Annotated in this window: 12 protein-coding genes and 1 riboswitch; of the genes, 9 read left to right on the top strand and 3 right to left on the bottom strand. The window is 65.5% G+C overall.

The window, feature by feature from the left end; all coding sequences use genetic code 11:
- The first annotated feature begins 31 nt into the window (after nt 1–31).
- Nucleotides 32–182, top strand: a riboswitch (FMN riboswitch).
- 104 nt (nt 183–286) lie between these two features.
- Complete coding sequence (ribB, locus tag ASF04_RS16455; RefSeq protein WP_056143872.1) at nt 287–955, top strand: 3,4-dihydroxy-2-butanone-4-phosphate synthase; 669 nt, start codon at nt 287–289, stop codon at nt 953–955.
- Here ribB and ASF04_RS16450 read toward each other — a convergent pair.
- The gene (locus tag ASF04_RS16450) at nt 952–2,337 is read right to left on the bottom strand and encodes an MFS transporter (protein ID WP_056143870.1); all 1,386 of its coding nucleotides are present in this window, start codon (nt 2,335–2,337) and stop codon (nt 952–954) included. The two genes, ribB and ASF04_RS16450, sit on opposite strands and share 4 nt — an antisense overlap.
- 109 nt (nt 2,338–2,446) lie before the next feature.
- Between ASF04_RS16450 and ASF04_RS16445 the strand changes: the two genes are divergently transcribed.
- The 7 genes from ASF04_RS16445 to ASF04_RS16415 are packed head-to-tail and all read left to right on the top strand — an operon-like array spanning nt 2,447 to nt 7,705.
- Nucleotides 2,447–3,313, top strand: a complete 867-nt coding sequence (locus ASF04_RS16445) for a LysR family transcriptional regulator (RefSeq protein WP_056144683.1) — start codon at nt 2,447–2,449, stop codon at nt 3,311–3,313.
- 52 nt (nt 3,314–3,365) lie between these two features.
- Nucleotides 3,366–4,166 (top strand): ABC transporter permease, encoded by an 801-nt coding sequence (locus tag ASF04_RS16440; RefSeq protein ID WP_056143867.1) that lies wholly within the window; start codon nt 3,366–3,368, stop codon nt 4,164–4,166.
- A gap of 8 nt (nt 4,167–4,174) precedes the next feature.
- Nucleotides 4,175–5,155, top strand: coding sequence for an MlaD family protein (locus ASF04_RS16435; RefSeq protein ID WP_056143863.1), 981 nt, complete (start codon nt 4,175–4,177; stop codon nt 5,153–5,155).
- Entirely contained in the window at nt 5,155–5,823 is a 669-nt protein-coding gene (locus ASF04_RS16430; protein ID WP_156368689.1) for a hypothetical protein, read from the top strand. The genes ASF04_RS16435 and ASF04_RS16430 overlap by 1 nt, the downstream gene beginning before the upstream one ends.
- Nucleotides 5,820–6,317, top strand: coding sequence for a DUF2867 domain-containing protein (locus ASF04_RS16425; RefSeq protein WP_056143857.1), 498 nt, complete (start codon nt 5,820–5,822; stop codon nt 6,315–6,317). The genes ASF04_RS16430 and ASF04_RS16425 overlap by 4 nt, the downstream gene beginning before the upstream one ends.
- 57 nt (nt 6,318–6,374) lie before the next feature.
- A complete protein-coding gene (locus tag ASF04_RS16420) occupies nt 6,375–7,358 on the top strand; it encodes a nucleoside hydrolase (protein ID WP_229205081.1) in 984 nt (327 codons plus the stop codon).
- Complete coding sequence (locus tag ASF04_RS16415; protein ID WP_056143852.1) at nt 7,355–7,705, top strand: translation initiation factor Sui1; 351 nt, start codon at nt 7,355–7,357, stop codon at nt 7,703–7,705. Before ASF04_RS16420 ends, ASF04_RS16415 begins: the two co-directional genes overlap by 4 nt.
- A gap of 133 nt (nt 7,706–7,838) precedes the next feature.
- On the opposite strand, the gene ASF04_RS16410 is transcribed toward ASF04_RS16415, so the two are convergent.
- The gene (locus ASF04_RS16410) at nt 7,839–9,080 is read right to left on the bottom strand and encodes a DEAD/DEAH box helicase (RefSeq protein ID WP_056143849.1); all 1,242 of its coding nucleotides are present in this window, start codon (nt 9,078–9,080) and stop codon (nt 7,839–7,841) included.
- Between the two features lie 120 nt (nt 9,081–9,200).
- Nucleotides 9,201–11,018: a DUF4153 domain-containing protein gene (locus ASF04_RS16405; protein ID WP_056143847.1), complete on the bottom strand. Its 1,818-nt coding sequence runs from the start codon at nt 11,016–11,018 to the stop codon at nt 9,201–9,203.
- Between the two features lie 142 nt (nt 11,019–11,160).
- On the opposite strand from ASF04_RS16405, the gene dapC reads away from it, so the two are divergent.
- The gene (gene dapC / locus ASF04_RS16400) at nt 11,161–12,375 is read left to right on the top strand and encodes a succinyldiaminopimelate transaminase (protein ID WP_056144681.1); all 1,215 of its coding nucleotides are present in this window, start codon (nt 11,161–11,163) and stop codon (nt 12,373–12,375) included.
- Nucleotides 12,376–12,380: the final 5 nt, after the last annotated feature.

Raw genomic sequence — 12,380 nt, 5'->3', positions numbered from 1 at the left:
CGTCGCGCGCCTGCCGTCCGGCATGCGCCAACAACGTCTTCGGGGCGGGGTGCGATTCCCCACCGGCGGTAAGACCGGCAACGGTCAAAGCCCGCGAGCGCCCTGGCGGATCATCGCCAGGGGTCAGCAGACCTGGTGCTACTCCAGGGCCGACGGTATAGTCCGGATGAAAGAAGATGTGCGATAACGTAGCCTCGCCATGCCCAGATGTTTTGTCTGGGTGTGGAAGGCTGCGCGTATCTGCTTGCCCTGTCGCGTTTTTCGCTAACAGCGAGGAGCGTTTTCCATGTTCGACCCGCAATCCGTAGTACCCCTTACCACCTACACCCTGGTCTCCGACGACCTCGAAGGCCGCATCGCTGCGGCGCTGGACGCCATGCGCGCCGGCGTGCCGGTGATCCTGCTCGATGATTTCGACCGCGAAAACGAAGCGGACCTGATCGTCGCCGCCGAAAAAATCACCGTGCCTACGATGGCTACCCTGATCCGCGAATGCAGCGGCATCGTGTGCCTGTGCCTCTCCGCCGACAAGGTGCGCGAACTGGAGCTGCCGCCCATGGCGCTCGATAACGGCAGCCGTTACGGCACGCCGTTCACGGTTTCGATCGAGGCGCGTGACGGCGTCACCACCGGCGTCTCCGCTGCCGACCGCGTGACCACCATCCGCGCCGCCATCGCCGCAGACGCGAAGCCGCACGACCTGGTCCACCCGGGCCACGTGTTCCCGCTACGCGCCACGCCCGGCGGCGTGCTGGCGCGCAAAGGCCATACCGAAGGCTCAGTGGACCTGTCCACCATGGCCGGCCTGCAACCGGCGGCGGTGCTGTGCGAACTGATGAACCCCGACGGCACCATGATGCGCGGCGCCGACATCGAAGCCTTCGCTGCGCTGCACGCGATGCCGATCCTGACGATTGCAGAAATGATCGCCTGGCGCCAGAAGCACGAAGTTTAAGCCGGTTTGCCTGTCCGGATAAACCGGTAGACCAGGTAGCACGCCGTCGCATACGCGGCGGCAATCAGCCCGAACGCCCATGGCAGCCGCACCGCCCAGCCGGGCGCCATGTGCAGCACCGCCCCCATGGCGGCCACGCCCACCAGCGCGCCGACCTGGCGATTGGCGTTGAGCGCAGCGGCGGCGCTGTTGGCATACTCGCGGCCCGCCACCAGCATCACGGTGGCGGTCATGCCGGGAATCGCGATGCCGATGGCCAGATTCATCACCGTCGTTGCCGCCACCAGCAGCCAGTACGGCGTGTGCGGCGCCATGGTCGGCAGCATGAACAGCGCAGCCACCAGCCCCACCAGCAAACCATACAGCATCGGCACCCGCGGACCGGTTCGCGCCGAAATCCGGCCCGACACCAGGTTGCCGACCGCAAAAGCGGCCATCATCGGGATCAACCGCACGCCCGTCTCCAGCGCATCGGCGCTGCGCTCCTGCAAGAACAAGCTCAGTAAAAACAGCTGGCCAAACACGGCAAAGTTGATCAAGAAGCCCACGCCATTGGCGGCGGCAAAGGCCGGCGTGGCGAACAGCGCACGCGGAATCAGCGGATGCGCGCCGGTCCTCTCGCGCCGCACCAGCCACGCGCCGACGGCCAAGGTGGCCACCGCCGCCGCCAGCACCGGGCTGGAAGTCCAACCAAGCACCGGTCCCTCGATCAGCACGAAACTCAGGCCGGCGAGCATGGCGACGCCCAGCGCGTGGGTCCACAACGACAGCGCGCGCCGGTTGGCACGGGTAGCCGGCGCCACCAGGTGCGTGAGCGCGATGCCGGCCAGGCCGATCGGCACATTCACCCAGAACACGCTGCGCCAGCCGAATTCGTGGACCAGCAAGCCCCCGACCAGCGGCCCTGCTGCCGACGAACAGCCGACGATGGCCGACCACGTGGCCAGCATGCGCGTGCGCGTGGCCGGGTCGTCATAGGCGTGGGTGAGCAGGCTGAGGGAACTGGGCATGAACAGCGCCGCGCCCGCGCCCTGCAGCAGGCGCGCAGCCACCAGCGCCGCGCCGCTCGGCACCAGCGCGCACAGCACCGAGCCGAGGATGAACACGGCCAGGCCGCCCTGGTAGACGCTCTTGGGACCGAAACGGTCGGCCAGCGCGCCGCCGGCCATCAGGAGCGCGGCAAAGGTGAGCGTGTAACCGTCCACCACCCACACCAGGCCGGCCAGCGGCACGTCCAGGCTGGCGGCGATGTCGGACAGCGCGGTATTGACGGCGGTGACGTCGATCATCGCCATCACAAAACCGATGGCCAAGGTGGTGAGCACCAGCAGCGGGGCAAATTCGCGGACCGGCGCGGCGGCCTGCAGAACGGGGCTAGTCATGGGAAGTCCTTGTCGAGAGGCCCTCATCTTAGGCAGCTTGCAGGATGCGGTAAATACGCATAACATCGGCACCCTGATGCAAAAATGCATTACGTTTTCGAGGGACGCCATGGACTGGGACAACGCCCGGATTTTTCTCGCCCTTTATCGCGAAGGCACGCTGCGCGCCGCCGCCGGCCAGTTGGGCATCGACCAGGCCACCGTGGGGCGCCGCCTCAATGCGCTGGAAGACTCGCTGGGCGCGCGGCTGTTCCTGCGCACGCCGTCCGGCTACCTGGCCACGCCGGCTGGCGAACTGGCCGTCCACGCCGCCCAGGCAATGGAAGCGGCGGCGCTGCAATTCCAGCGCGAGATGCAGGGCATCGACAACCGCCTGTCCGGCGTGGTGCGGGTGACCACATCCGACACCATGGCCGCGCACTTCGTGGTGGATGCCATGCGCCGCCTGCACCAGGCCCACCCGGAAATTCGCATCGTGCTTTCCACCGGCACCGAAATCACCAGCCTCACACGGCGCGAAGCCGACCTGGCGGTGCGCACCCTGAAACCCACCAGCCCCGACCTGATCTCGCGCCACCTGGTCAGGCGCAGCATGGGCTTGTACGCGGCGCCGTCGTATCTTGCCACGCGCGGCATGCCGCAACCGGGGGTGGGACTGGCCGGTCACGACATCGTGGTGTACCAGTCCAGCGTGGCGCCGCGCCACCGCGACAAGATCTGCCGCGAGCCGGTCACCAATGCGCGCGTGGCCATCGAAGTCAACAGCGGCTTGATGCTGCTGGACGCCGCGCGCAAGGGCATGGGTGTGGCCGAACTGCCGTGCCACATGGCCGATGACGACCCGCTGCTCGTGCGCGTATGGCCCGACCGCGTGGACCATTACGATGTGTGGCTGGTGATGCATAGCGACCTGAGTCGCAGCGCCCGCGTGCGCGCTGCTGCCGACGCCATCATCGACAGTTTTCCTCCGGCGTGAAGCCCGCGCATCCGGACACCCTGCCGCGCAGCGCCAATGCTAATATGGCAAAATGAGTGCCAAGATCAACGCTTCCCCTTCACATCCCACTATCGTGCGCCGGCTGCACCGGGGCGCCGTGTCGTGGATACTGAGCTGGTGGCGGCTGCTCAACTTCTCGGTGCTGATGCTCACCGTGGGCGTGATGCCGGCCACCTATCCCAAGGACAACCGCCGCATCCTGGCCCACCACCTGGTGCGCGACACCGTGCCCAACCTGGTCTGGTTCGGCGTGCTGTCGGCGCTGGTGAGCCTGGTGCTGATCCGCATTGTCGTCGTCACCTCGCAAAGTTACGGCCTCACGCGCTACGCGCTCGACCTGGTGGTGCGGGTACTCACGCTCGAACTGATCCCCCTCACCGCCGCCGCCTTCGTGGCGTTGCGCACCACCCTGCCGACGGGCCTGGAATTTTCGCAAGGCCGCAAGGCCGGCGCCGTCGCCACGTTGGAAGAACTGCGCAGCGCGTTTTTCCCACGCGTGGCCGCCGGCATTTTCGCGGTCTGGATGCTGGCCGCCGTCTCGTGCGTGCTCACGCTGGTGCTGGCATACCTGACGCTGTATGGCTTTACGCCATACGCCCTGCCCGGCTACACGCGCGTGGTGGGCCAGGTATTCAATCCGGCCGTTGCCATGATCCTGGTGCTGAAAATCGTGTTTTTCAGTTTTGCGGTGGGCCTGATCCCGATGGCTTCGTCGTTCTATTACGGCGCCAGCTACCGGGCCAAGGTCACGCACGGTTTGTCCGACATGGTGCGGCTGTTTGCCGTGATCCTGCTGATCGAGGTGGCGTCGCTGATGGGTAATTACTACTAGGTGTAACGATGACAGAACAAATAACGCAGGAAACCGCGCACGAAACGCCGGTGCGCAATGCCGAATTCAAGGCCGCCGTGCTGCTGGTGCTGATGGTGCTGCTGGTGGCCGGCGCTGCCGTGTATTTGATGTACGCGCGCGGCGCCTTCGAATCGACCCAGCGCCTGGTGCTCGAGGCCGACGATTCCGAGGGCGTGGTGGTCGGCATGGATGTGACGTTTGCCGGCTTTCCCATCGGCCGCGTGCGCCGCATCGAGTTGAGCAAGGAAGGCAAGGCGCGCGTGCTGGTGGACGTGCCCGAAGACGACGCCCACTGGCTGCGCACGTCGAGCATCTTCACGCTCGAACGGGGCCTGGTCGGCGGCGCCAAGCTGCGCGCCTTTACCGGCATTCCCACCGATCCGCCGCTGCCCGATGGCGCGGCGCGCACCCTGCTCGTCGGCGACCCCGGTGCCGAAATTCCGCGCCTGCTGTCTTCAGCGCGCGACCTGCTGCAAAACCTCAATGACCTCACGGCCGAAAATTCGGCGCTGGCCGCCGCTCTGACCAATGTCCAGGGTGTGACCGGCAAGCTCAATGGACCTGCCGGCGCCATGGGCCTGATCGCTGGCGACGACAAGAGCGCACAGCAGCTCACCGAGCGCGCCAACCAGCTCTTGACCACCGTGAACGCCCTGGCGACCAAGGCCGACAGCCTGGTGGGCAACGCCGACAAGCAGGTGTTCGGCCCGCAGGGCGTGGTGAACGACGCCCAGGCCACCATCGTCCAGCTCAACGGCCTGCTGGCCGACGCCCGCAACAGCCTCAAGAAAATGGACGCAGTGCTGGTGGAAGCGCAGGCCGTCGGCGCCAACGCCAAGGAAGCCACGGCCGACCTGGGCACGCTGCGCAACGAGGTGGAGAGCAGCTTGCGCCGGGTGGAACAACTGGTCAACGACATCAACCGCAAATGGCCGTTCAAGCGCGACCCGGAGATCAAGCTGCCATGATGTTCAAACCTACCCTGATCGCGGCTGCGGCTGCCGCTGCCTTGCTGGCCGGCTGCGGCAATACTCCGCCGGCACCGGACTGGCAACTGACCGCGCAAAGCTCGGTCGAGCGTTTTACCAATGCCTACCTGACCGGCAACAGCCGCGTGGAAGACGCCGACTTCAAGCGCGCCCGCGACGCGTTGGCCAGCACCGGCCAGGCCAGCATGGTGCTGCGCGCCGAGCTGACCCGCTGCGCCACCCGAGTGGCCTCGCTGGTGTTCGAGAACTGCGCCGGCTTCGAGCAGCTGGCGCAGGACGCCAGCCCGGCCGATCGCGCCTACGCCGCCTACCTGGCCGGCCGCGCCACGTCTGCCGACGCCGCGCTGCTGCCCGAGCAGCACCGCGCCGCAGCGTCGGCAACCAGTGACACCGCAGCGGCTGCCGCAGTGCAGGCGATTGCCGATCCGTTGTCGAAACTGGTGGCGTCGGGTGTGCTGATGCGCGCCGGTAAAGCCACGCCGCAAACCCTGGCCGACGCGGTCGATGTCGCCTCCACCCAGGGCTGGCGCCGGCCGCTGATGGCGTGGCTCGGCGTACAGGTCATGCGCGCGCAGCAAGCGGGGGATACTGCGGAGGCGCAGCGCTTGCAGCGCCGGATCGACTTGGCAACCGGTAAAAAATCATGATCCCGACGATTTCCACCGTACCGCCGGACAGCGTGATTTATCAGCGCCTGCAAGGCGCCAGCTTTTACGACTGCCACGCGATGGACATTCCGCCCACCGACAAATCCGCACTGGCACTGTACCTGCAAGTGGTGGCCGACACGCCGGGCTGGGTCAACGCACTGATGGCGGTGCGCAATCGCGCGGTGCGGCTGGTGGGCCTGAAAAACCTCGGTCACCTGGGCGATGTCGATACCGGCAAGGCGGCCATTGACTACCGCGTGGGCGACCGAGTGGGCATTTTTTCCATCATCCACCTGGCCGACGAGGAAGTGATCCTCACCGATATTGACCACCACCTGAAGGTGGAGCTGTCGGTACGCAAGCATCCGCACAAGGTGTCGATCAGCACCGTGGTGCATACCAGGAACCTGCTGGGGCGCTGCTACATGCTGGTCGTCACGCCGCTGCACCGGCGCATCGTGCCGGCTACGCTGCGCCGGGCGAAGTTCTAGCGCTCCGCCTACCCGGCCCTCTGATAAAATCGCGCTTTTGTCGTGTCGAGATTGTTCATGGCCTACCCTCATTTCCGCCCTCTGCGCGTGGCCTTGTCCACGCTCGCGTTGTCCTGCGCCATGCTGACTGTATCGGCCAGCGCCGCCTCTGAACGCCAGCAAGTCATCGTCGACATGGATATCGGCGACGACATCGATGATTCGTTTGCGCTGGCGCTGCTGCTGCAAAGCCCGGAAATCGAGATCGTCGGCATCACGACCGCCTGGGGCGACACCGTACTACGCGCCAGCATGGTCGAGCGCATGCTGCGCGAGACGGGCCATAGCGGCATCCCGATCGCTACCGGCATCGCCACCACCGGCAATCCCCAGCCATTTACCCAAGCGCGGTATGCGCAGCGCGGGCAGCCGGTGCCAGCCCTGCCGGCAGTCGATTTCATGCTCGAGCACATCAGGCGCCAGCCCGGCAAGATTACCTTGCTCGCACTGGGTCCGCTGACCAACGTGGGCGCCGCCATCGAACGCGATGCCGCCACCTTCGGCAAGTTGAAACAGGTGGTGATGATGGGCGGCTCGGTGCGCAGCGGTTACCGCAAGTCGCAGTACGTGCCCGCACGCCCGGCCGACAAGGAGTACAACATCGCGTCCGAGGTCAAAGGCGCGCAGCGGCTGTTTACATCCGGCGTGCCAATCGTGATGATGCCGGTCGATTCCACCCAGATCCGCCTCGACGAAGTCGAACGCAACGCCTTGCTCGGCCATGGTTCGCCCGTGACCGACGCGCTGGCGCTGATGTACCACCAGTGGATCAACGCCTACCAGCCCTGGTCCAGCAACATGCCATCGTTGTTCGACGTGGTGCCGGTGGCGTGGCTGCTCGACTCCAGTGTATGCAATACCACCCCGCTGCGCATTGCGGTCACCGATGACGGCTACACGCGCGAGGTCGCCGGCAAGCCGAATGCCGCCGTCTGCCTGGCATCGAACCAGTCGCGCTTCTTCGATATCTTCATGGGGCGCCTGCTGGCGGACCAGCCATGAGCAGCCGCCTGGTCTACTCCACCGAAACCGGCCGCCTGTGTCCCGACTGCGGCAAACCGTTGGCCGCCTGCGTCTGCAAGGCAGCGGCCAGGTCCAAGCCGCAAGGCGACGGCAATGTCAAGGTTGCGCGCGAATCGAAGGGACGCGGCGGCAAGACCGTCACGCTGGTGCGCGGTTTGGCGCTCGATGCCGTGGCGCTGGCAGCGTTGGGCAAGCAACTGCGCAGCGCCTGCGGCTCGGGCGGCACCGTCAAGGATGGCGTAATCGAAATCCAGGGCGATCATTGCGACCTGGTGATAGAAAATTTGAAAAAACTCGGGCATAACCCGAAACGCACGGGCGGCTAGACGAAACTGGGTTCCCGCGTTCGCGGGAATGACGGATCTTCGGATGGTGGCACCGCGTCCCGCGTTCATCATGGCGGAAAGCTGATTCGTCATCCCGCATCGGCGGACCGCCGCGCAGACGGGGATCCAAGTGCTAAGATTTTGCCGCAGCCTCGCGCAACTTGTCCTTCTTGCTCTTGCGCTTGCCCTTGATGCCGCCATTGACGGTATCGGTCGCTGCGCTCACCGGCGGCGCCGTCTCCACTGCCTCGAACCCGGCCACCGTTTCCAGCGGCAGGCGGATGTCCTGGCGTTTTTCGATCAGGTGGAAATGCTGCTCGGTCTCCGCGCTGACAAAGCTGATCGCCACGCCGCTCTCGCCGGCGCGCCCGGTGCGGCCGATGCGGTGGGTGTAGTCCACGGCCGATCGCGGCAAATCGTAGTTGACCACGGCCGGCAAACGGGCGATATCGATGCCGCGCGCGGCCACGTCCGTGGCGACCAGCACCTGAAGGCGGCCGGCCTTGAAGTCGCCCAGCACCTCGGTGCGCGCACCCTGGCTGAATTCTCCGTGGAAGGCGCCGGCCTTGATGCCGTTGCGATTGAGCTTGTCGGCCACGTGTTCGGCCGCGTACTTGGTGGCCACGAACACCAGCACCCGGTCCCACTGGTATTGCAAAATCAGGTAGCGCAGCAGCATGGTACGACGCGGCACATCGACCAGGATGGCGCGCTGGGCGATATCCGGTTTCGTCGCCGGCTCGGCCAGCACTTCGACCCGCGTGGGCAGGTGCAGCATGGCGTCGGCCAGCGTTTGCACCGCCGGCGGGAAGGTCGCGGAAAAGAACAGGTTCTGGCGCTGCCTGGGCAGCAGTTCCAGGATGCGCGCCAGTTCGTCGGCAAAGCCCAGGTCCAGCAGGCGGTCGGCTTCGTCGAGCACCAGCATTGCCACGCGCGAAATTTTCAGGGCGTTATGGTCGATCAGGTCGAGCAGGCGTCCCGGCGTGGCCACCACGATGTCGGCGCCGCCGCGCAGCGCCATCATCTGCGGATTGATCGACACGCCGCCGAACACGATAGCCACCTTGACCGGCATGGTCAATTGCGCGACCAGCTTGCGCACCGATTCGCCCACCTGCGCCGCCAGCTCGCGCGTGGGCACCAGGATCAGGCCGTGCAGCTGGCGCGGGCCATCGCGGTTGTCGAGCAGCGATTGCAGCAGCGGCAGCACGAAAGCGGCGGTCTTGCCCGAGCCGGTTTGAGCCGCGCCCAGCACGTCCTCGCCGCGCAGGATGGCAGGAATCGCCTCACGCTGGATGGCGGTGGGTTCCTGGTACCCGATGGCGGCGACAGCGTTGACGAGCGAGGGAGCGAGGCCCAGTGAAGAAAATGACATGTTGGCCTGAGAGTGTAGGTAAGTTGGCCGACAGTATACGCCATGCGCCGCTCCAGCCCTACGCGGGATCGCGCACGGCGCGGCGCCTCGGGCCGGATATGGAAGAATCCCCGTTGAGGCCTAGTCTGCCGGCTTGATCGCCTTGCAGTTTTCGTCAGGGTAGACCGGTTCGAACTGAAGTTGCAGGCCGCCGACTACCAGTGCTTTCAGGTTCGGCTCGACCAGCGTATAGCGGCCGGCGCGCAGCGCGTCGAGCATCGGCCGGCAGCCGATGTCGAGGCGTGCCGCCAGCAGCCATTGTCCGTCCGGCTGCTCCACGTATAGATAGCCGCCGCCGTAGCTCTGGTTGACCAACAGGATGTCGCGCTTGCCGTCGCCGTTCGCGTCGAGCAGCAGCGCGGTGCATTTCTGTACATCGTTCGTCAGGCAGTGGGGCAACATCTGGCCGGGCGCCTCTTTCCATTCCTGCGCGACAAAGCTCGCCGGCAGCGCCTCGCCTGCCGGCACCACCGTGATATTTGCCGCGATGGTGGTTGCTGTCGCCTTGCCGCCGTTCGGATTCCAGCGCTCCGTCTGTTTCAGTGCTGCCGCCGCCCGCTCGCTCACCACTTTGGCATCGGCGCCCACGCCCTGCTGCGCCAGCCGTTGCAAAGCTTGCTGGCCATAGCGCTGGCCTTCGAAACGCAGGTAGCGGTAGTCGAACTTGTCGGCCTTGACCAGCCCTCGTTCCAGGCGCGAAACCTGGTTGGCCACCGCAATGCGGGCCGGATCGGCGATCGGGGTGAATAGCGCCAGCAGCACTGCCAGCGCCAGGAACGCCGCGCCGACATTGACCGGCGCGATCTCGACCAGCCAGGTTTCGTAGCGGTGCGCGGCCCACTGGTAGCCGATCGCGTAGCAGGACGCCACCAGCAGGCAGGCGGCAGCGACCACGCGGTCGGCCGTCCAGCCATATTCGTGTACCCGCAACCCCAGCGCATAGATCGCGATGCCGGTCAACGGCAGCAGCAGGATGGCGGCCATGCGGGCGGCAATGCGGATCGCCAGGCTGGCGGCGGTCTGACCATTCTGGAAGGCGCAATTGATCAGCATGACCAGCACGGCGACGGTGGTAAGCAGCAGCGACGTCGCAAAGCGCGTCTTCCACAGGCCATCAAGGCCGGTGAACGGCAACGTACACAGGAAGCCGCCGATGATCACCACGGCCACCGGCAATATCCAGGACGCCAGCACCAGCAGCAGCGAGCGGATACCACGCACGATGGACGGGCGCACATCGGTGATGTGCAGCGCGCACGAGAAGGCAAAGCAGATCACCGGCGCCACGAACCACGACTTGCCCAACAGGCGCTTGAGGAAATCGAGCTTGACCATGTCGAACAGACCGGCGCCCATCCAGAGCACCGACCACAGGGCGCCCACGAAGAAAGCGGAGAACAGCAGTTGCACCGCCAGCTTCCATGCGACTTCGAAGTAGCTGCCATAGCTGGCGATGCGCTTGCCGTCGGTGGTGGCGGCCATGACCAGCGCATGGGCGATGTACAGGAACACGCTCGAGAAAACGATCAGCAGCATCGAGGGCACGCGCTGCGACGGCCGTCCCATGAAGTCGTAGTTGAGGTGCGCCGCCCCCGCGTTGCGCCACGCCTCGTGCAGTGCCAGCACTACCAGTGCCGCACCGGCGGCCGTTGTCCACAGCGCCACGCTGCGGGACGTCATGTGACCGAGACTGGAAATGAACACAACCGGCAGCAGCAGTACGAGCATGAATAGCGGCATGAACAGGAACGGCTGGGTGGCAGGCCACATATTGATGACCGCTGCGCGGTACAACAAGTACAGCAGCACGCCCTGCACCAGCCCTGTGGCCAGGCGTAGCAGCATCATACGGCGGCTGACTTCCGCGCCGAGCACTTCATCGTATTGTTCTACCTGCATGGCGATCCCTGCTCCCTTGATGCTTTGATATCGGCGTAGTATCGCATGGAGCACTGCGGGCGTACCACGCCCGGACGGAGGCGCTATAATGTTCGGTCCACGCTGCTTTTTTCCCAACATCGTCAACAACGTTAGCATCCCCGTGAATCCACATCTCGACCAGCTGCAACCGTACCCGTTTGAAAAACTGCGCCAGCTGTTCGCGCAGGTGACCGCCAATGCCCAGTTCAAGGCGATCAGCCTCGGCATGGGAGAACCCAAGCATCCGACGCCGCCGTTCATCGCCCAGGCGCTGATCGACAATGTCGCAGGCCTGGCCATCTACCCCACCACCATCGGCACCGAAGCGCTGCGCGGCGCGATTGCCGGCTGGCTCGAGCGCCGCTACGGCCTGCCCGCGATCAACCCGGCCACCCAGGTGCTGCCGGTGAACGGCTCGCGCGAGGCGCTGTTCGCGTTCGCGCAAACCGTGATCGACCCGGCCGCCAAATCGCTGGTGGTGTGCCCCAACCCGTTTTACCAGATCTACGAAGGCGCGGCCTACCTGGCCGGCGCCGAGCCGTATTTCGTCAACTCCGACCCGGCGCGCAATTTCGGCTGCGACTACGACAGCATTCCCGCCTCGGTGTGGGAGCGCGTATCGCTGCTGTTCCTGTGCTCTCCGGGTAACCCTACCGGCGCCGTGCTCACGCTCACCGACTGGGAAAACCTGTTCGCGCTGTCGGAGCGCTACAACTTCGTCATCGCTGCCGACGAGTGCTACTCCGAGATTTACCACGGTGCAGAAGCGCCCCTCGGCGCGCTGCAGGCAGCCCACATCCTGGGCCTGTCGTCGGTCGAGAAGCCGTATGCGCGGCTAGTGGTGTTTTCCAGCCTGTCCAAGCGGTCCAACGTGCCCGGCATGCGCTCTGGCTTCGTGGCCGGCGACGCCGACGTCCTGAAAAAATTCCTGTTGTACCGCACCTACCACGGCAGCGCCATGAGCTCCGTCGTGCAGGCTGCGTCCATCGCGGCCTGGAACGACGAAACCCATGTCGAAGACAACCGCGAACAATACCGCGCCAAGTTCAACGCCATCACGCCGCTGCTGCAAGAGGTGCTGGACGTGGAACTGCCCGACGCCGGCTTCTACCTGTGGGCCGATGTCACCCGTACCGGCCTGTCGGACACCGAGTTCGCCCAGCGCCTGTATGCCGAATATAATGTCACGGTCCTGCCGGGCAGCTACCTGGCGCGCGACGCGCACGGCGTCAATCCGGGCCGCAACCGCATCCGCATGGCGCTCGTGGCGGAAACGTCCGAAGGCCTGGAAGCTGCGCAGCGCATCGTCCAATTCTGCAAAACCCTCGTTAAATAAAGATA

This window comes from Duganella sp. Leaf61, from assembly GCF_001421905.1.
Lineage (GTDB): Bacteria > Pseudomonadota > Gammaproteobacteria > Burkholderiales > Burkholderiaceae_D > Rugamonas > Rugamonas zoogloeoides.
The sequence above is the reverse complement of the archived record's forward strand: the minus strand, read 5'-3'. Positions and strand labels throughout refer to the sequence as shown.

Bases quoted from the DNA above. Each gene is read 5' to 3' on its own strand.
- ASF04_RS16415 (WP_056143852.1), top strand. From the start codon at position 7,355: ATGAGCAGCCGCCTGGTCTACTCCACCGAAACCGGCCGCCTGTGTCCC.
- ASF04_RS16420 (WP_229205081.1), top strand. From the start codon at position 6,375: ATGGCCTACCCTCATTTCCGCCCTCTGCGCGTGGCCTTGTCCACGCTC.
- ribB (WP_056143872.1), top strand. From the start codon at position 287: ATGTTCGACCCGCAATCCGTAGTACCCCTTACCACCTACACCCTGGTC.
- ASF04_RS16405 (WP_056143847.1), bottom strand. From the start codon at position 11,018: ATGCAGGTAGAACAATACGATGAAGTGCTCGGCGCGGAAGTCAGCCGC.
- ASF04_RS16440 (WP_056143867.1), top strand. From the start codon at position 3,366: ATGAGTGCCAAGATCAACGCTTCCCCTTCACATCCCACTATCGTGCGC.
- ASF04_RS16425 (WP_056143857.1), top strand. From the start codon at position 5,820: ATGATCCCGACGATTTCCACCGTACCGCCGGACAGCGTGATTTATCAG.
- ASF04_RS16435 (WP_056143863.1), top strand. From the start codon at position 4,175: ATGACAGAACAAATAACGCAGGAAACCGCGCACGAAACGCCGGTGCGC.
- ASF04_RS16450 (WP_056143870.1), bottom strand. From the start codon at position 2,337: ATGACTAGCCCCGTTCTGCAGGCCGCCGCGCCGGTCCGCGAATTTGCC.
- ASF04_RS16410 (WP_056143849.1), bottom strand. From the start codon at position 9,080: ATGTCATTTTCTTCACTGGGCCTCGCTCCCTCGCTCGTCAACGCTGTC.
- ASF04_RS16445 (WP_056144683.1), top strand. From the start codon at position 2,447: ATGGACTGGGACAACGCCCGGATTTTTCTCGCCCTTTATCGCGAAGGC.
- ASF04_RS16430 (WP_156368689.1), top strand. From the start codon at position 5,155: ATGTTCAAACCTACCCTGATCGCGGCTGCGGCTGCCGCTGCCTTGCTG.